13 protein-coding genes are annotated in these 20547 nt (G+C 39.3%); 3 read left to right on the forward strand and 10 right to left on the reverse strand.

Annotated features, from left to right (window positions below):
- Positions 1-5: 5 nt before the first annotated feature.
- From KQP79_RS22965 to KQP79_RS22975, 3 genes are all read left to right on the forward strand, one after another.
- On the forward strand, positions 6-1406 hold the full coding sequence (locus tag KQP79_RS22965; protein ID WP_004307218.1) for a DUF5009 domain-containing protein: 1401 nt from the start codon (positions 6-8) through the stop codon (positions 1404-1406).
- Between the two features lie 18 nt (positions 1407-1424).
- Positions 1425-2495: an SGNH/GDSL hydrolase family protein gene (locus KQP79_RS22970; RefSeq protein ID WP_004326838.1), complete on the forward strand. Its 1071-nt coding sequence runs from the start codon at positions 1425-1427 to the stop codon at positions 2493-2495.
- Between the two features lie 106 nt (positions 2496-2601).
- Entirely contained in the window at positions 2602-3786 is a 1185-nt protein-coding gene (locus tag KQP79_RS22975; RefSeq protein ID WP_004307220.1) for a glycoside hydrolase family 27 protein, read from the forward strand.
- A 669-nt stretch (positions 3787-4455) separates the two neighbouring features.
- Here the strand turns inward: KQP79_RS22975 and KQP79_RS22980 are convergent.
- The 10 genes from KQP79_RS22980 to KQP79_RS23025 form a co-directional block, all read right to left on the reverse strand.
- Positions 4456-5868, reverse strand: a complete 1413-nt coding sequence (locus KQP79_RS22980) for a DUF5009 domain-containing protein (protein WP_004307221.1) — start codon at positions 5866-5868, stop codon at positions 4456-4458.
- Positions 5865-8519: an alpha amylase family protein gene (locus tag KQP79_RS22985; RefSeq protein ID WP_004308396.1), complete on the reverse strand. Its 2655-nt coding sequence runs from the start codon at positions 8517-8519 to the stop codon at positions 5865-5867. The genes KQP79_RS22980 and KQP79_RS22985 overlap by 4 nt, the downstream gene beginning before the upstream one ends.
- Before the next feature lie 7 nt (positions 8520-8526).
- Positions 8527-9960: a calcineurin-like phosphoesterase C-terminal domain-containing protein gene (locus KQP79_RS22990; RefSeq protein WP_138343914.1), complete on the reverse strand. Its 1434-nt coding sequence runs from the start codon at positions 9958-9960 to the stop codon at positions 8527-8529.
- A 22-nt stretch (positions 9961-9982) separates the two neighbouring features.
- On the reverse strand, positions 9983-11386 hold the full coding sequence (locus KQP79_RS22995; RefSeq protein ID WP_004297568.1) for an alpha amylase family protein: 1404 nt from the start codon (positions 11384-11386) through the stop codon (positions 9983-9985).
- Between the two features lie 53 nt (positions 11387-11439).
- Positions 11440-12438 carry a phosphodiester glycosidase family protein gene (locus KQP79_RS23000; RefSeq protein WP_004307225.1) on the reverse strand — a complete coding sequence of 333 codons (999 nt, stop codon included), beginning with the start codon at positions 12436-12438 and terminating at the stop codon, positions 11440-11442.
- A gap of 94 nt (positions 12439-12532) precedes the next feature.
- Positions 12533-14230, reverse strand: a complete 1698-nt coding sequence (locus tag KQP79_RS23005; RefSeq protein WP_004308394.1) for a DUF5018 domain-containing protein — start codon at positions 14228-14230, stop codon at positions 12533-12535.
- Positions 14231-14248: 18 nt separating this feature from the next.
- Positions 14249-15910, reverse strand: a complete 1662-nt coding sequence (locus KQP79_RS23010; RefSeq protein ID WP_004307227.1) for a RagB/SusD family nutrient uptake outer membrane protein — start codon at positions 15908-15910, stop codon at positions 14249-14251.
- 18 nt (positions 15911-15928) lie between these two features.
- Positions 15929-19153, reverse strand: coding sequence for a SusC/RagA family TonB-linked outer membrane protein (locus KQP79_RS23015; protein WP_004326837.1), 3225 nt, complete (start codon positions 19151-19153; stop codon positions 15929-15931).
- A gap of 52 nt (positions 19154-19205) precedes the next feature.
- Entirely contained in the window at positions 19206-20369 is a 1164-nt protein-coding gene (locus KQP79_RS23020; RefSeq protein WP_004307229.1) for an AGE family epimerase/isomerase, read from the reverse strand.
- Positions 20370-20409: 40 nt separating this feature from the next.
- Positions 20410-20547: MFS transporter (locus tag KQP79_RS23025; protein WP_264386647.1), on the reverse strand; the 138-nt coding region annotated here is incomplete at its 5' end.

Here is a 20547-nt window from a genome sequence, read left to right on the forward strand (position 1 = left end):
ATATTATGACTAAACGTGCTTATGCTTTAGATGCCCTACGAGGATACGCTATAATCACAATGGTGCTTTCGGCAACGGTTGCGTGGAATTCTTTACCCGGATGGATGTATCATGCGCAAACTCCTCCGCCGGACAGAGCTTTCGACGCCAGTTTATCAGGCATCACTTGGGTGGATCTGGTTTTTCCATTCTTCTTGTTTGCAATGGGAGCAGCTTTCCCTTTCTCAATCAAAAAAAGATTTGAGAAAGGGGACACTAAGTTGAGATTGGTATATGAAGCTATCAAACGAGGTGCACAATTGACTTTCTTTGCTATTTTCATCCAGCATTTTTATCCGCATGTATTGAGTAATCCACAAGACATGCGTGGCTGGTTATTGGCCATCCTTTGTTTTGTGATATTATTCCCCATGTTCATTCGTATTCCACTGAAAATGCCGGATTGGATGCGTATAGCTATTAAGGTGGTAGCATATGGGATAGCTATTGTTCTGTTACTGACAACTCAATACGCAAATGGAAGAGTTTTTGATGTATCATTCAGCAATATTATCATATTATTATTGGCAAATATGGCTGTTTTTGGTTCAGCCATATATATTTTCACAATGCAAAGCCTCTGGGCGCGAGTAGGTGTATTACTGATATTGATGGCTTTGTTGTTGAGCGGACAGGTCGAGAATTCCTGGGCACAAGCTATATACAACTACACACCTCTACCTTGGGCTTTTCATTTTGAGTATTTACAATATCTCTTTATCGTGATTCCGGGAAGCATTGCGGGAGAATATTTGATGGATTGGCTGAAGCAACACAATGATTCGTTTGTTGAATCTACCAATAAATGGAAAGCTATCGTAATGATTCTTTTGACATTAGCTATAATTATTGTAAATTTGGCAGGACTTTATACACATTGTACAGTCTTGAATCTGATAATAAATATTCCGTTATTGATAAGTGGAGTCTTTTTATTGAGAAAAGGCACAGGATTTATAAAGCTTTGGAGAGAACTTTTTACAGCCGGAGCTTTTCTAGTTATCTTGGGATTATGTTTTGAACCTTTTCAAGGAGGTATAAAAAAAGACCCCGCCACTTTTGGTTATTTATTCCTCACTTCAGGCCTGGCATTTATGGCTTTGTTGCTTTTAAATGTAATATGTGACTATTTTCGTTGCGTGAAGAGTATGCGTTTTCTCGTAATGCCCGGACAAAATCCTATGATGGCTTATGTAGTAGGAGATCTGTTGATTATGCCTTTGGTCAATTTATTAGGAATTGCATCATTGCTTGTATATTTCAACGAAAACGCATGGATGGGATTTTTACGAGGAGTGGTATTGACAACATTATCAGTACTGATAACTATGTTCTTCACCCGAATAAAATGTTTTTGGCGGACTTGAAACAATAATACTCAAAATATGAAAAGAAGAATCTGTATTTTTATAATGTTTTTTTCGGTGTGTCATACATATGCTCAATTAGTATATCATGATGCCTCAAAGTTCCCTTTATTAGGAAAAGCTACCGAAGCTACCGGAGCCCGATATGAAAGACTCCCGGATTCATTGAAGAATATCTCCCGTGCTCCGTTATGGAATTTAAGCCGTAACTCTGCCGGAATGGCGATACGTTTTCGTAGTAATTCTACCACAATAGCTGCTAAATGGGAAACACTCATCAATTTTCATATGAATCATATGACGGATACAGGCGCAAAAGGCTTAGACCTTTATTGTCTTCAGAAAAATGGAGAGTGGCGTTTTGTAAATAGTGGTCGTCCGGGTGGAAAAACAAATCAAGCAACAATCATTGCTAACATGCGACCGGAAGAGAGAGAATATATGCTTTATCTTCCTCTTTACGATGGTCTTGTTTCTTTGTCTATAGGAGTAGATTCGTTAGCCACCATCGATCAGCCTTTAATTGATTATCCGATCCGCAAAAAGCCGGTTGTATTTTATGGCACCAGTATTCTTCAAGGAGGTTGTGCTTCACGTCCCGGAATGGCACATACAAATATCATATCGAGAAGGCTGAACCGTGAATGTATCAACTTGGGATTTAGCGGAAATGCACTTTTAGACTTGGAAGTGGCCAAAGTGATAGCCGAAGTAGATGCCAGTGTTTTTGTTTTAGACTTTGTGCCTAATGCTTCTGTAGAACAGATGAAAGAACGAATGGAAACATTCTATCGTATCATTCGTAGTAAACATCCGGATACGCCAGTCATTTTTATAGAAGATCCGATTTTCACTCATACACTTTATGATGAAAGAATTGCTAAAGAAGTGCAAAGAAAGAATGACACGTTAAAGGAAATATTCAACCGGCTAAAGAAGGAAAATGAAAAGAATATCATTTTTATCTCTTCCAAAAACATGTTGGAAGAAGATGGAGAAGCTACTATAGACGGTATTCATTTCACAGATCTAGGCATGATGAGATATGCTGATTTAGTTTGTCCAATCATTAAGAAAGCAATCAAATAAAAATAGCAATATTTGTCCTATTTGTCTTAAATACTTTAACATGACCGATTTGACTAATGAACTTTGTGCTTAAAATTTAAAGTTATTTGAAATATCTGATTTAAATATGAAAAAGATTCTTTTATTTCTATTTATATTTCTATCCACTTTTGCAAATGCACAAAAGCATAAAAAAGTGTTATGTCCAACGCCACCCATGGGTTGGAATAGCTGGAACTGTTTTAACAAGAATATCAGTGAAGAACAAATACGCGAAATAGCGAATCTTATGGTCTCTACCGGACTTAAAGATGCTGGATATACATACCTCAATGTGGATGATTGTTGGCAGACGCATCGGGAGTCTTGCGTTATTCAATCTGATTCGGTAAAGTTTCCGTCTGGAATCAAAGCATTGGCTGATTACGTACATTCAAAAGGTTTGAAATTCGGTATATATTCTTGTGCAGGTTCGAAGACATGCGCTGGTAGACCCGGTAGCCGAGGCTATGAATATATCGATGCAGTCACATATGCAGAATGGGGAGTTGACTTTCTCAAATATGACTGGTGCCACAACAACGGAGCTAATGCCCGAGAAGCATACTTTACCATGTGTGATGCCTTAAAAAGTACTGGTCGTCCTATAGTTCTATCAATTTGTGAATGGGGGACGAATAGGCCATGGGAATGGGGGAAAGGTATCGGTGAGATGTGGAGGGTATCCGAAGATATTATTGCAACAACCGAAGGTACAGCATACTGGGGAGGAGCGAGCATTCTGAAAATTATAGATATTATGGCTCCTCTTTGGCCATACGCGGGACCAGGACACTGGAATGACGCGGATATGCTCCAGGTAGGCAATGGAGATCTAACATACGATGAAAACGTGATGCACTTCTCAATGTGGTGCATGCTCGCTTCACCTCTGATAGTAGGATGTGATCTTCGTAATATTGATAAGAAAATCCTTGATATACTTACCAATAAGGAAGCTATCGCCATAAACCAGGATAAGCTCGGAAAACAAGGCCGTATGTTCGAACGTAGTGGAAGATATCATGAGACATGGATCAAAGAATTGTCAGATGGCCGTATAGCCTTATGTTTCTTGAACAAGGATGAAAAAGAATGGTCTCTTGATTACCATTTTTGGGGATTTGACATAATTGGGATAGACCGAACTTACGATCATTACATAGTACGTGATGTTTGGAAACATCAAGATATTGGAGATACTGGAGATAGGTATAGTTTCAAAGTACCGGCTCACGGTGTAGTTCTCCTTTGTCTTGTTCCTAAACAGTAATAAAAGAACCGAATATTCCTATATTACACAAATAAAAGCAGATGGTCAACTATTCCAAATACTCTTGACTGTTGCTTTTTACGTTATATCAATAAAAATAAATCTTCAAATACCAAAATGATATTTTATCATTTTGGTATTTGAATGATGCTATAATTGAATTTATTCAGGCGAGCAGTCAGATACGGAAAAGAATCGCATAGATTAGCCATTAGTATTATTCAGAAATTCCTGAAATCCTTCCCTTAGAGAGCATAATCATTATTATTTGATATCATGCATTGCATAGTGAATGTATTTCTTAATCTATTTATGCACTTTGTTTAATAAAGTAAGTTCATAAAAGCACTTCTAATAAATCAATAAATCCTATTTTTATGAGCCCAAATAGCTTTCTTTAAAACGTACGTGCTGTTTCTTATAAACCAACCGTATGTTTCTTTAAAACGAACCGTACGTTTCATTACAATCAACCGTGTATTTTTCACAAACAATACGGTAATTTATATGCAAATGCCGGTTCTTTTATTCGTAATTATGCATATAAATACCGTATTTTATTGTTTACTCGCTCTACTTTCTTTCATTCATAAAAAGTGGAAAATAGTAGAATCAAAGAAAAAACGACAGTATGTCAACTAATTTAATATAAAATAATCACATTGATATTTATGTTCTCCAAAACCACTTGATTTTTGTGAAGAACATAGTTACTAAAACAGCTAAAGAAGTAAGGATTGCTCCCTGAAGAAATCCCAACCAGGCATTTTGTTGAAAATAAGATAATAATGAAGCAATTCCAAGTATATTAGCCAATGGCATAATCAACAAATCGCCGACCACATAAGCTATCATCGGATTCTGACCGGACATCACCAAAAAACGAGTACTTTTCACACACCGGAAATAATCACAAACGATACTTAGAAATAAAAGAGCTAGAAAAGCCAGTCCGGAAGTGACAAAGAAATAACTAAAAGTAGTTGGATCTTTTTTAATACCATCCTGGAAAGGCTCAAAGCACAAACCCAGAAGAAGTAAATATGCCCCTGCGTTAAACAACTTTCTCCATAATAAAGCTATTCCATCCACTTTACGTGGAAATATACACTTACCAGCTAATAACAATAAAACAGTAAACACAAGGTTGACAACCAAATTACGAGTGTATAGACCGTAAAGATTGCTAATGATGATAACAACGGATAATATCATCAACATAATACTCATTTTACGATAAGGAGATGTAGCATAATCATCCGTCTCTTTTTGATATGCTTTCATCCACTCCGCTAAATACTCCCCGGCTATACTGCCGGGAATAACGATAAATAAGTATTTCAAATAATCAAACCGATACATCCACGGCAGAGGAGTATAATTAAATACACTCTGTGTCCACGAACCGTCAACCGTACTCCCTACTATCATAGCCATCAGCAATATCAGAATTCCTAAACGCATCCAACGATTATGCATTGTGAAAATGTAAAGGATAGAACCGAAAATAGCCATATTAGCCAACAGCAAAATGATAATGTTGCTGGAGAATAAACTGAATGTTTTCCCATCCGCATAAGAAGTGGTAGCCAACATAATGGCAGCGACAATGTAAGCTCCCACTTTTATTGAAATATGTACCCAATCCGGCATTTTCAAAGGAATGCGCATGAACATGGGAAATAGAACAGCAAAACAGAGTATAGCCAGCAGCCATGCTCTGATATCCTGCGGAGAACTTAACATATACGGATAAAAATGCTGGATGAAAATAGCAAAGAAAGTCAACTGAATCCCCCGTTTGACAGCTTCATAAACAAGTTTTAATTTTGAATCACCTTTTTCAGCACGCTTCCTTATGGAAAAAGGAAACGCGGCTCCCATAGCGAACAGGAAAAAAGGAAACACAAGATCTACCCAAGTAATACCGGGCAACAGAGGATTAAACACATGATCTGGCGGAGGCGTTTGAGCATGACTCATCCAACCGGGAAGAACATGCGTTACGATGGTAGCCGAAAGCACCATCGTAATAATTGCATATCCCCGTAAGGCATCTAAAGCTAAAGCTCTGTTGTTCATAAAGCTCCCCCCTCGCGCATTCCTTTTTCTACTTCTTTCCAAAGATTCTTTTGGATGATGTGTACTATATCGAATACCATTAGTCCATCCGATCGACGAAGGTTCATCTCTATTGTTTCGGATAATTTCCCCGGATTATCATAGAACTGATCCACCAAGATGCCGCCCATAAACTTGTTGTCTTTAAGAATCTGACGCAAGTGCTGACAGGAACCTTCTACACAGTACCATGTACCGGCTTGAGCCTGCGAATCAGTCTCGTTCCAGATGTTGCGGTTCGTTTTCTTGTATTCCTCTATCGTTATGTCTGTATAGTAATTTCCGGTTGCATACAAATCGATCAGTTCCGCGTATCCGTAATTTTTATATTCGGGAGTGGCCCAACTGAAGTCTTTAGCCGGATCATACTTTTTGCTGGCGAAATTAACTCCCACTTCATAGTAAGACGGATACCAAGCTCCGGTATATGTGCCGAAAGAAACTTTTGGATTGGCGGCTTTCACTTCCTTACGTGCCAATGCCATAAAATCAGTAATGTTTTTCGTTCTCCATTCCATCCATTTCTGGAAATACTTTCCCGGTTGTGTGATAAACTTTCCATCCGTATTCTTCTTCCAAACAAAAATATCTTCGGGGAACTTCGCCACTTTCTTACCTATATATGCTTCAAACTTTTCACGTGACAGCGGTGAGAAGTCGGCTGTTATACCATCATAACGTACACGATCGAGCATCAAACCGTCCAAATCAGAGTATTTGGTCACCACTTCTTTCAGTACATTTAGAATATGCGTACGATATTCCTCGTTCAAAGGATTGATCATAGCACCATATTTATGTTTTTCTTCCGTAATCGGAATAATACCTTTCTCGGGAGTATACACCATGGATGCCCATTCCGGATGTCCGCTGTATACCATTCCACGATCGAAATAATTATGCCCGGCACAGAATACATTTAATGAAGCATGAACCTCAAGACCCAATTCGTGCCCTTTTTTAATGAAGTATTGCAAATAATCAAAATTCCCGGCCTTTGCGCCTTTCCACTCTTTCATTTGTGGGGCAAACTGACTTTGATAAAGTACTTCTCCCGTAATGGGCCGTATATCCACTATTGCATGAGTGAAACCTACTGATTTGATTTTCTCCAAATAATAGTCAATCGAGTCTTTATGGCTGAAACGTTCGAAGTTAGCTTCGGCATCGAACCACATTAACGCAGGTTTCTTTTTGATTACAATCCGGAAAGGAGAAGCAGGAATAGCCGCATTATTGCATAATTCTCCCAACATATAATTCCGGAAACAATAACGTACCTCTATGGGGTCATTGATCGAATCATTCCAGACCTTTACAGTAGAAGAACCACTGATAATTTCCGCTTTGGCCGGTCGGAATATACCATCCGTCCCCACTATTTCAAATCCTTTCACGTTTTGATTTTCCGGTGTCAATCCTTCTTCACCATGTTCAAAGTCTATTTCTACTACGTTCCCTTTTACCCGGTGGAATTTGTATATAGGACCGGAATATTGAATACCTTTACGATGATACGTTTTTGCCAATGCCCAATAAGCCAGTCGTTCACCGACCTTTATCTTATAGGGCGAATGAATAAAGTTTTCACTCCCGGCATCACCTGTGGTCACCATTCCAACATTTGGAACAGCTGACATCAACTCCAACTGACACTGGCGGAACCAAGCCCAATCCAGTTTATCATTGCCTTCCGATTTCCATGGTGCAATCTGTACGTAATAAAATGGCATTTGGGGATTGTTGAAGAATGTTCTCCATTGAGAAACCATTGCAGGAAATAATCTCTTATATAATCCGGGATCGGGTGTGTTTGCTTCACCTTGATACCAAATCACTCCTTTAACAGGAAATCCTTTCCATGGATTCACCATTGCATTCCACAATAATGTAGGAGTCCCTGCCGTCCACCCGAACTCTCTCTGTATTACATCAGGCAATGCTATTTCCGGAAAGCCCGATAAAGTCTCTTTATTCATCCAAGCCTCTATTTTTGACATGCTCCAGGAACAATGTATCAGACCGACAGGAACATCCAAAGATTGCTGTAACTGATTGCCAAAGAAATAGGCAGTTGCACTGAAATCAGCAACATCTTCCGGAGAGGCTTCTTTCCATTCTCCGTCCACCCCAGCTTCCTGTGGAATGGTACTCCAGGCATTTTTTACAGTATAGAGACGCAGTGGACGTTTGGGATTAGCAGATACAATGTATGGCTGGGAACCAAACACAGGCTGTCCACGGAATCCTTTCACTGGCATTTCCATATTCGACTGTCCGGAACAGAACCAGACTTCTCCTATTAAAATATTCTGCAATGTGAGGTCCTCTCCATCCGAGAACGTAATACTATACGGACCTCCAGCTACCGGTGTTTGGAGAGAAAGTTTCCATTCACCTTTTGCATCAACATTCGTTTGGATTTTTTTATTATTCCATGAAGCGGTAGCCTGCACACGTTTTCCCGAAGTCGCTGTTCCGGAAAAAGTAACTTCCGATTGTTGCTGTAACACCATATTATCCCCCCAAATGGAAGTAAGGGTTACTTTCGCTTCTGTTTTCAGGAGAAAGGAGAAGCATATCAATAATATAAAATATTTGGCTTTCAACATATGATTCTTATTTGTTTTCGACAGCTTCAGTATACACATTGCCGAAGCGATCTGTTACTTTCACTTCTATTTTAGCATTTTTATTACGGGGAGTAGCATGAAATAGATGTTCGGTAAGAACTGGGGAAATCCATTCATATTTCACCTTTTCTTTGTCAGAACAGATTGCTTTGGCTGCAGGATCATATCCTTTGTAGCGTTGCATTTCTCCCATTCGCTTTCCGTTTTCATACCATTCCACTTTCCACTGTTCATCCCAGTTCCATACGTTAGCAATAATATCGGAAGGGTACTCGTCAGATGATCCGGCCTGATATACATGTAATTGATGCTCTTTCGGGTAGCCTGCACTTTTATATAGCCATTTCACTTGGTTCCCGTCTACTTCATATACCCCATATCCCCTCGGAGTACCATCCACATTAATATCTGCACGCCACCAAGTACCGCATACGGCAGCTGTGTTATGTTCCATTAATGAGTCATTAAAACATACGTTTACATTAAAATGTGTATGTCCGGAAATGATGTGGGCATTATAACCTTCCAATAATTTATATAGTGCAGCTGTATTGACCGTTTCATCTTGATCTAGCGTGTTATATCTTAGCTTCTTCTGAAGACTGGAAGGAATATGCATCACTACAAAGACAAGTTTGTCTTTGGGCACATAAGAGAGGTCTTTCTCCAGCCATTGGAAAGTACGTTCATCAATGTAACCTATATATTGATAATCACGGTTGACATAAAAGCAATTGTCAAGCACGATATAATGAGCATTACCTTTATTTAATGAATAGTAGATAGGACCGAAATAACTTTCGAAAGTGCGATAAGAATATTCAAAAGTACGCCCTCCATACGTCATGTCGTGATTACCAATTGCCCGATAGATGGGAATCTCTAATGATGATACCGTATCTATATAGGAAGGATATAAAGAAGGAGTATCTCCTACGATATCCCCACAATCTATGCCGAATACTTCTTTTTTGCCCATATACGGACGAATATATTCTTTCATATCTTGCAGATATTTAGCATAAGCCTTTACGTCATCTTCGGAAGTAACCTGCGCATCTGCCTGCACCAAAAACAAATGATTGATCTCATTTTGCGGATTTCTTACCAATTCGAAGTCGTAAATATCTTGCTTGGCCGGATTCAGCTTCTGATAGAATAAAGGTATTGTTTGTTCTGTTTTCGGTAAATATCCGGAAGGAGTGGATAAATAAATGAAACGCACATTCCTATTAGGGGGGAGAGTATATTGGCCTTGTTGGTCAGTCAACACACAGCCTATTCCGTCGGTCACTACTACCCCCGGGACTCCTGTCCCATTACAGGTTACTTTCCCGCGAATAGGGTTAGAAGGAATCTGGGCTTGTAAATTCAAGCCCAGACCTATTAATAAAAAGAATTGTAATAAATATATTTTCATAATTAGTTGGTTAGTTCAAACCTCATTCTTCGATAGATTCCAGATATTTATCAAAGCCTGTTTTAAAAGCGTTCCAATAGTCGTATTTCTTAACGTGGCAAAGGTCGAAGGCAAAGAAGCCGTCACTATTACTGATACAAGCATCAATAGCATCCGGAATTTTTGCAGATTGTCCTCCGTCAGTCCATCCGGTACTGTTACCGATATCTGGTCCGCCTGCAAAAGGTACATCTCCTTGTAACAGTTCACGTCCATTCTTACAAAAACCTTCCATGGTCCATTCGCCACTTCCATATATATTGTTCACGGAAGCATAAGCACCCAAAAAGATATAGTCCAAATGGTCCGCATATCCATAATTCTTATAATCGGAAGTAGCCCATTTCGGATAATAAGCGGAGGTGTTGTATTTAGGGCTGGCCCAGTTCACGCCTGATGTATAGTATGTTGAATACCAGGCACCAACATAAACTCCAAACTTGATATTGTTATTGACAGATTTAACTTTCTCGCGTGCCTTTACTATGAAATCATGAATAACTTTCGCTCTGAATTCCAACCACTTCTTAAAATAAACAGGCTGGTCAGAAGGTATTTCATCCGTACCGGGTGCCATAATATCTGCCGGGAAGTTTGCTACAGTTTCACCGATGTATTCTTCGAACTTCTGTTTGGAAATATCTGAAAAATCGCTTTCTAAGCCATAGTCATCATAACGACAACGATCCAATATGATGCCATCCAAATCATATTTAGCCAAGTCGGCCAACAACTGTAAAACAAAGTTTTGTACATCATCATTAGCGGGATTGAAAAATTTCGCTCCATAATCGGTTTCATCGTCCAACAAATCCATCGTATTGGTTAGCCCGTCAGCTAGATTAGCTACACTAGCCCATCCTTTTTTTGATTCATCACGGAACAAGACTCCATCATGTCCTAAATTATACGGACATAAATAGCCTCCTACAAATGTATTGATAGAAGCATTCACTTTTAATCCTTGTATACGAGCCTCCTCAATAAATGCCTGTAAATAATCCCAAGTTTCCGTCCTTTCATAATAACTATATCCGGAATTACCCCATACATCCATACGTTTCACCTGATCTACAACATTAGTATTGAATAATACATCTCCTGTAGTGGGACGTACATCGACAATAATATCAGTGAATCCTGCCGCTTTTATCTTTTCCATATCTTTGGCTATGTTTTCCTTACTATTGGCATAGTCAGGAAAATTAGCAGCCGCATCAATCCAAATATATCGTGGCTTAGCTTCTGCAACATCCGGCTCGTCCGGCTTTTCTGTCGAATTATCGTTCCACGGCCATCCGGGAATTCCATCAGAATCATCACTACAGGAGGTTATTGTAACTGCTCCCAAGAAAGTCAGTATTAGTATTTTTAGAAATTTTCTCATATCATACTTGTTTTATTAGGTATATACTGCCTGATATATCCGCAGTACATTTTTTATTTAAGAGTGACTACTGATGCTACGGATCTTTCGTCTCCGCTGGAGTCACTTGTCTTGATAGTCTCTTGCCCATTGACTAACATGCAACTGGAACCACCGCCATCCAAATTGATAGCATCCGTACATCCCAGTGTTTTCATGATATTAGCTACATTTTCGGTGGTCATACCGGCAACTCCCGTTGTCATTCCATCTCCTTCACACACAAAAAGAATCATTTTCTTATCATTGGTGATACCAATAGCCGAACGAGGTCTGTTCACCGTGGCGCCAATATCTGATAAAATTTCTTCTTCGTATGTATTCTTTATGTTTCCATCCAACAGAAGTACGGGGCCACCGCCTATTCCTGTTTTAGCATTTAAGACAGTTCCTGTAGACGGAAAATTTTCATTAGGAGTTGTTTCTGATTTTACCGGTGAGGGCTCCGAATACCAATAAGTAACATTGGATAGTGTTGTGTAAGTCCACATTGATTTGAATGAGCCATCGTTCATTTCACAGAATGCAGCTAATACAGGATACCAGAATGGACCGTTAGTCCAATCTTCTGCTGTTACATCATTGTTCTTACACACCATTTCACCGTTACGCCATATTAGGCTTAATGACCCCTCATAGAAGAAACCTCCATTGATTACAATTGTGGAGTTGTTCTCTTCATAAAATTCTTTTGGCTTTTTCAATCCAGTCTTTTCTCCTAATACACCAAATGCTGCCTTACTCATATCACCTACCGCAATATAAGCTATCGCTTTTTTGCCTTCCAGTGTTTCTGGTGATTTATATACGTTGATATGTTCAGGCAAGGTTCCATAAGTGCTTTTCACATTGGCCCAGCCTAAATTTACAATATCAGGATTGGCTTCAACAGGTTCAGTTGGAGTCTCCGGCTCCGCCCATGGCCAATCCGGGATATCAGTGTTATCATCACCACATGCTATGAAAAAAGGCAGTAATGATAATAACCATAACATTTTTTTCTTTGTTGACATATAGCTACTCCTTTAAATGATTTACAGATTTCTTTATCCCATATATGATGAATGGGTATTTTCTCATCATATATGAGATAAAGAGATCAATTAATTATTTGTCGATACAATCAAACTCATATCCTCCGATAACCTTACAGTTGTTATCCACGTAGTAAGCACGGAGCTTATATCCATCTGTTGTCGGAGCAAGCAATACATCACCTGTTGCAGCTACACCATCGGATGAATTGTATGAGGAAAGTGAAGGATTGAATGACAGAGCATCTGAAGTAGATATTGTACCTGTGAATGATCCGTCTGACGTTACATCATACATATATAAGCATGGAGTTCCACCCCATTGCGGGAAATGAGCTGTACACACCAATACAAGATATTGTGCATTATTAAAGCTTCTTGTATCCAGACAGTTGTTATTCATTGCCCAAGAATTACCATTGTCGGAGTCTTCCAGAGATTTACTTGCATTATTATTTGTTCCATTCACCCAATAAAGAATGTTAGAATCATAGTATGACAAGAAATAATCACTTTGAGCAGTAGTTCCTTTAGTCACAACTTTAGTGTTTGATGCGGGAGCTCCCCAATTACCTACACCATTCACTGTTACTACTTGAGGACTTCCCAATACACCGTCTGTTATAATCCAACGAACAAACTTATTGGAACCTGAACTGGCTGTTCCGTCACAAGTAGCAATAATAGAGGCATTAGTATTAATATCTCCTTGAACAGACACTTTCGTACCCATATCTAACCCTGTATTATTAGTATAAGTAGTCAATAAAGTTGGAGCAGTCGTAACAGAAGAAGTCTTATAGATTGAGAAAGACTTGCCATTAGTAGCCTTCGTTGCTAATAATATATTTCCCCTACTATCACTTGTCATACATCCTAAAGATGCAACACTCACACTACCCAAAGTTACATTACCAATCTTATTTCCCGTAGATGCATTGTAATATGCAGGAGTTGTGGTACCATCACCCAAGCAAACTACCAGATTATTTCCGGAAACAGCTAAAGAAGGTGCATTTGCTCCAGTCCAAGGTAAGCCGATAACTCCCATATCCAATTTAAATAATTCTGTCTCACTACCTTTTCTATATCCGTAAGGAATCTTATCCGGTACTGCTTTTTGAATAGTATAAGTTTGCTTTGTCACTCCATCGTGAGCAATCACTGTAAGCTCAACAGGTGAATTAAAATTAAGAGGCTCTGTTTTAGGATCCGGTGACATGGTCGCATGAGCCGACAGTGAATAATCTGCCAAGCAAGAAGATAAATCTTCCGCAGAGATTAAAGATACAGTTTTGTGGTCTTCATCAATAATACCTGTAATGTCTTCAGACGGTATTGAGAAACTTAATAACTGACACTTAGTAGACTTAACTCTTTCGCCTGTGATGCAGATTTGTTTCTTATATCCTTGAGCGTCTGTATAAGTGAAATAATTCTCTTTAGTCAGATCGAGAATTGAAAGAACCGGTTCAATAGTACAGTTTGGTGCCAACTTTGCCTGAATCCTCATCGCTTTCATATATTCTGAAGTTTCATTATCACTATTTTCCGGATAATACCATGGCATAGGAATTACATACTTATCTACAGAAGCATCTGCAATAGTATATACCACAGCCTCTTTATCCACGTATGGCCCAGAAGTAAAGAGTGCAGTCAAGCTCGTGATTCCCTGTCTGTCCGCAGTAGGAAGCACATATTCCGGATCCTGGCAAGAACTCGTGAGAGCCAAAATCCCTAATAATAGATATAGTATATTCTTTTTCATAATGTTTTCATTTTAGATTTATTGCCATTCTGCATATTGAGTTACCGCACCGTTATTGTCCAACTCTGCCTGTGGCATTGGGAAACGATACATCTTAGTCGGGAAATTACGATCTTTATCATCACATTCTGTATAAATGTAAGTGAAAGACCCATTTGCATTTTTCTCTATTTTCATTCCATGAAGACGAATACCGGTAAATGCTGTCGCAGATAATTTCCAACGACGCATGTCCCAATAATAATGTCCTTCATAAGCAAGTTCTACTTTGCGTTCCTGACGGATGGCTTTCATTAAATCATCCCCACTTTTGTCTGTGTAAGACAATCCCACTCTGTTACGAATATCTTTTATGTCTTTATTTGCCTTATCCGTATAGCCATTCAGATGATAACATGCTTCTGCATGATTCAGTAATACCTCTGCGTAACGAATTTCGGTCCATGGCTGTGTACTGGCTTGTATGGAAGTAAAATTATGAGCTTCATCTACCAGTTTACGTAAATAATACCCGGTAGTAGAACGTCCTTCCGGTTTGGCATCTGTTTTCCATGCAGCCCAACCATCAGTACCGTTTACGAAAGATTCTATCGGTCTGCCTTTCCATGTTGCTCCATTATAGAGAATGGTAGCTTTAAAACGTGGTTCCAATTTGGCATAAGGAGGAGTCGTTGTAGTACCTTCAGCAGTATGCCATGCACTCCAATCGGGGAAGCCACTACCATCTGCATATTCATACGATTCAACCATTTCTTGTGTCGGGGTACCGAATCCTCCGGTCATGGAATTGCCGTCGAGCGCTTTATCACCTCCAGGAACCATATATCCATCAAAGTCATGAGTCACAGTGGAACTCTTATCATAACAATATTGTAAAATGGCTTCTTTGCTTCCTGCTTTAAAGGCATTTGAATAGTCTTCTTTTGCTTCTAATTCATAACCCATTCCCATCACCTTTTCAGCTGCGATACGAGCGTCATCCCATCTTTCCGCATACAACATAGCTCTCGATAACATTGCATAAGCAGCTCCGCTAGTTAAACGTCCGTTAGGAGTTTTATCAACAGGCAAATGTTCACCGGCATATTTTAGATCATTATATACAAAATTCCATCCGTCGGCTTCCGAACTAACTGGCATATCCTTTTTTATATTATCCAGATTCTCATCGTATATAATCACTTCTTTATAACGCTTTAATAAATCTGTATAGAGATACCCTCTGAAGAAACGCATTTCAGCTTCCAAGCGTTCTTCATCAGCCTGACCAAATGAAGCATATTTCTTTAATTTGTTGATACCTTCATTGACACGGCGCACATATTCGTACATCGTCCCCCAGTTGCCAAGGTAAGTACTAACATAATTCACTGTGAGAACAGAACCTCCATAAGCAATTTCACTAGGTATCTGACATTTAGCCATATAGTTGTAGGAACCATATTTAAGCTGATCTGTCAGAGCTTCTGTCATTCCTGCCAAACATTGTCCATCCCTGTAGGCTCCTAAATAATCTATATAGCGATAGAAATCGTTGACTGCCTGTTCTGCATAGTCGAGTTTACTCCATACAAGTTTATCTGATGCTCTGTCTGTTGGAGTCATGTCCAGATAATCACTACATGAGCCAAGCCCTAAAGAGGCTCCCAACAATATGATACTTAATACTTTTGTTTTCATAATAGAACTTTTAAAGGTTTAGAAAGTCAAAGTTATACCGCCCATAATGGTGCGTTGTTGAGGATAGTATCCGTTATTTACTCCCGGAGATTCAGGATCGATTCCATCAGGAAGACCGGAAATCGTGAATAAATTAGAACCTTCTACATAAATTCTAAGATTCTGAATACCGACAGGACTCATCCATCTCTTGGGGAATGTGTAACCCAATTGTGCGGATTTGAGACGAAGGTATCTACCGTTACGCAACCAGAAAGTGGAAGCTAATCCATTATCTCCTCCGTGTCCTTGATTACCCAGTGTAAGTCGTGGGAATGTTCCATTCGGATTTTCTACTGTATATGCATTCTGAACCAGATATAGTGGTGAGTTGGCTCCTTCTTTAAATGCCTGTGTCCAGACTGTATTATCGTCATATCCATTGTAATAAGTTCCTGTCAACGATACATCAAACAGTGCACCTCCAGTAAATTGTGCACTTAAATCGAATCCATTCCAAGCACAATTCAGGTTCAAACCGTAAGTTAATTCGGGACGATTGCCACGTCCAACACGTGTTCTGTCATCTTCGTCTATTTTACCATCACCATTTAAATCTCTGTATTTGATATCACCGACATTAGGACGAGTGCCATACCAGGCTGAATTGTCTATTTCTTCTTCTGAACGGAATAAGCCATCTGCAACCCACACAACAGAAGCATCGACACTACGTCCTGTGCGTTTTCTCCACTCTACTGTGTTCGGACTATCCGGATAACGGAGATAACGGTTTCTTGCAAATGTCAGATTGAAGCTTGCGCCATAGGAGAATGGCTTGCCTGCCAAGTTTAATTTATTACGATGGCTCACCGTTACTTCAACGCCTTTGCTATCGACCTTATTATAGTTGGCATAAGTATAATAATATCCTCCCATAGATGGGGGGTAATCGCCTCCCATTGCTGTCAAAATATCATAGGTATAATTATAGAATGCGTCAAACTCCATTCCCAACAGACCATTCCACATCGTAAAGTCAAATCCTGCATTGTAAGTTAAGGTGTTCTCCCAAGTTAGAGTAGGATTGGCAATTACAGAGGCGCGTAATGCTTGCATTACTTTTCCATTCAGAATTGTTTGGTATGCATTTTTGTTACCATCCATCAAATTGTAAGTACTAAGGAAAGCATACGGACTCACTGCATCGTTTCCTAATAAACCGACAGATGCACGTATCTTCATATCATCCAGAAATGTCAGACTAGACATAAAATCTTCTTTAGATATTCTCCACGCTACTGACGCTGACGGGAAGAATGCCCAACGTTTCCCACTAACATTGCCGGCAAATTTGTAAGAACCATCATATCGACCTGTAAACTCTGCCAAATACTTATTGTCATAGTCATATTTCAAACGAAAAACATAACCAATACTACGGTTTGCATCACTGTATCCCGAGATTGGAGAGTCTGCCGGTTGTCCAAAGCTCAATTCTGGTAGTTCAGAGAAACTCATGTTCTTATTATAGCCGGAGAAACTGTTTTCTTTATAATCCCGGATTTCTGCTAATACCATTCCTTCTACATTATGTTTTCCGAAGGAGCTTGCATAGTTTATGCTTCCTTGGCCTACCATTTGATGAGAACTATACTGTCCTTCACCTAAATTTATTCCATTTGCTGTGCCGCGAGGATCGTCTGCTTTAGACCAAGTCCAATCTGCTGTCGAAGTCGGCATTTTATGTATATATGTGGAGTAAGGTGTATTCAAATTCTTATTATGAGAAGTTGTATAGTCATAAGCTCCGGTTACTTTCACGCTCAAGCCTTTAACCCAAGGTACATTATATTGTAAAGAGATGTTAGTTTGTAAATCAAAGCTATTGGTATGTTTGTATCCTGATTCATAAATGGCAGCCAATGGACTGTTGGGCAGACTTGTGTTATTCTGTGTGGTAGCAGAATAAAGTCCGTCATATGTTTCCGGCAAATATGGATGCATCATTATAGTCTGATGAGCTACTGACAACCAACCTTGTTCACCCAATTCGGAATTAGAATCCGTACCGCCTGAAGCATATCCCGGAGTTTCACGTTTACCGACATTTCCTGCAATACCTAAACTTAACTGGAAGTTCTTAGCCAGTTGAGTCTCAAGATTAGTTCTTAAATTGTATCTCTTGTAAGAGAAATTGTCAATGTTACCTTTTTGACCTAAATAACCCACAGAAGCAAAGTAACGCATCTTATCACTACCTCCCTGTATTGTTACATTGTGTTTCTGATTAATACCGGTTCCGAATACTTTATCAATATAGTTAACATTATCCCATCCGTCAGTAGGATCACCATTCAACATAGCTTCCACATTCGCCTTTGTAAAAACGGGATTATATTGACTAATGTTTGAAATGCTTCCATTAGCCATTTTATCCATCATGTCAGCCATATTATAATAATATGCAAATTGAGGTCCATTCATAAACTGCGGAAAGTTTGCATTCATAGATGCTCCTATTGAACCATTATAAGTGATTTTGGATTTTCCTTCCTGACCTTTTTTTGTAGTTATAATAATAACACCACCGGCTCCTTTTAATCCATAAACAGCTGCAGAAGCTCCATCTTTCAAAACAGATACACTTTCGATATCATTAGGGTCAATATCATTAATAGAACGAGGCATTCCGTCTACTATATAAGTAACATTATAAATAGAGCCACGAACTCGTAATGTAGCCTGATCGTCTCCGGGTTCACCAGATACTTGAACAGATGAAATACCTGGCAAACGTCCACCTAAAAGACTCGACACATTGGTTGCCGGTGCTTTCAGCAGTTCGTCGCCTTTCACCGCAGATACGGCTCCGGTTAAAGATTGCTTCTTGGCAGTACCATATCCTACCACAATCACTTCATCCAAAGCTGCCACATCATCTTTCATAACCACATTAATGGTCGTCTGACCTGCTACCTTTATTTCCTGATCTGACATTCCAACATATGAGAATGATAAAATGTCTTTTGCGGTGGCCTGAATGCTATATTTTCCATTTACATCTGTAATAGTGCCATTAGTAGTTCCTTTTACGACAACACTTACTCCTGGTAGCGGTTCTCCTATACCATCAGTAACAGTTCCTTTCACTAAACTCTGTGCATGACTACTGATAGCACATGCAAATAGCGCGCAGATTGAAAACATAAATATTTTCAATATACGAGAGTTCTTCTTGATTTTTGAGTTAAACTCTGTCATAGAATTAATTTTTAGATTATTAATATAGATTGGTTAACATATCCATTATTGTTTATAGCTGTTCCAATACTTTCCAGCATTGGTATAACCCTCTTGGTACATGGAAACATCCTTTCCATTTTCCTCCTTTGAGTGGTAGTAGCACTTCACCTCTCCGATTTAAGTATCCATACCATTCGGGATGCTCTTTATCTTTAAAATGGGTCCATGTATAATCGTGTACTTTTTCAAACCATTCCAGACATTGGTTATCTCCGGTCAATTGATAACTCTTCAGAAGAGATATGAGTGTTTCAATATGCACCCACCAGAGTTTCTGGTCCCATTCCAGTTGTTGGGGAGGACAACCGTTACGATCCATAAAATAGTAGATACCTCCATATTCTTTATCCCAACCATATTCAAGCATTGTAAGAGTGATATTCTTAGCCTTCTCGATTAATTCCGGACGGTTTAGGCGTTTCCCTAAATCCATTATAAACCACATGGCTTCAATCGCATGGCCAGGGGTAATCTGCCGTCCTTCAAAGCAATCTATCAGATTACCATTCACATCTACATTCTCAACAATGATACCACCAAGTTCGGGACGATAGAAGACAGACATAACTTCATGAATACAAGTATCCATCGCTTGTTCCAAATAGTCCTTGCCTAAAATATGCTCAATTTCCATAGCAAGATTGCATAGTATCATCGGCAGGGCAAAATTTTTTAGATTACGAGTGCCCGGATGAAGTTTATTCCATTTACCTTTCGGATTATCTACTTTGGAAAGGATAATGTCGAAGGTTTTCTTGGCTATGTCAGCATATTCCTGATTACCGGTTGCAAGGCTTAATTGCCCGAAAGCCATGGCAGCGAATGTATACGAAAAGATATTGTATGGTTCTACCAATGGTCTACCCGAACGGTCAAGTGAAAAGTACCAGTTATAGTCTCCATCATGTCCGTATCTTTTTAAAAAATCACCACCTTGAACGGCACAATCAAGCCATTCCTTACGTTTTTCTACCTTGTTGTAAAGCATGGAAAACATCCACACCTCGCGACCTTGCAGCCAGATAAATTTATCTGTATCGAAAACTTTTCCTTCACGATCCAGACAGGTGAAGTAGCCACCATACTCATGGTCTTGTGAGTTCTCAAGCCAGAAAGGAAGAACATTATCCAAGAGTTCATCCTTGTATTGATTTGCCAGTTTCTTAAAATCCATACATCTTTTATTATTAAGTTATTAAGGTCTTTTTGTTTTACTATTCCGAACGGGTCCAATATCTTTCAATCTCTTCCAGCGACTTCCCAGTAGTCTCCGGCACGAGTTTCCAGACAATCAGCATATACGGCACGCACATGAGGGCGAACAGGAAGAATGTTCCGGCGGGGGTAAGGTT

The organism is Bacteroides sp. DH3716P, assembly GCF_025914115.1.
In the GTDB taxonomy this organism is placed as follows: Bacteria; Bacteroidota; Bacteroidia; order Bacteroidales; family Bacteroidaceae; genus Bacteroides; species Bacteroides ovatus.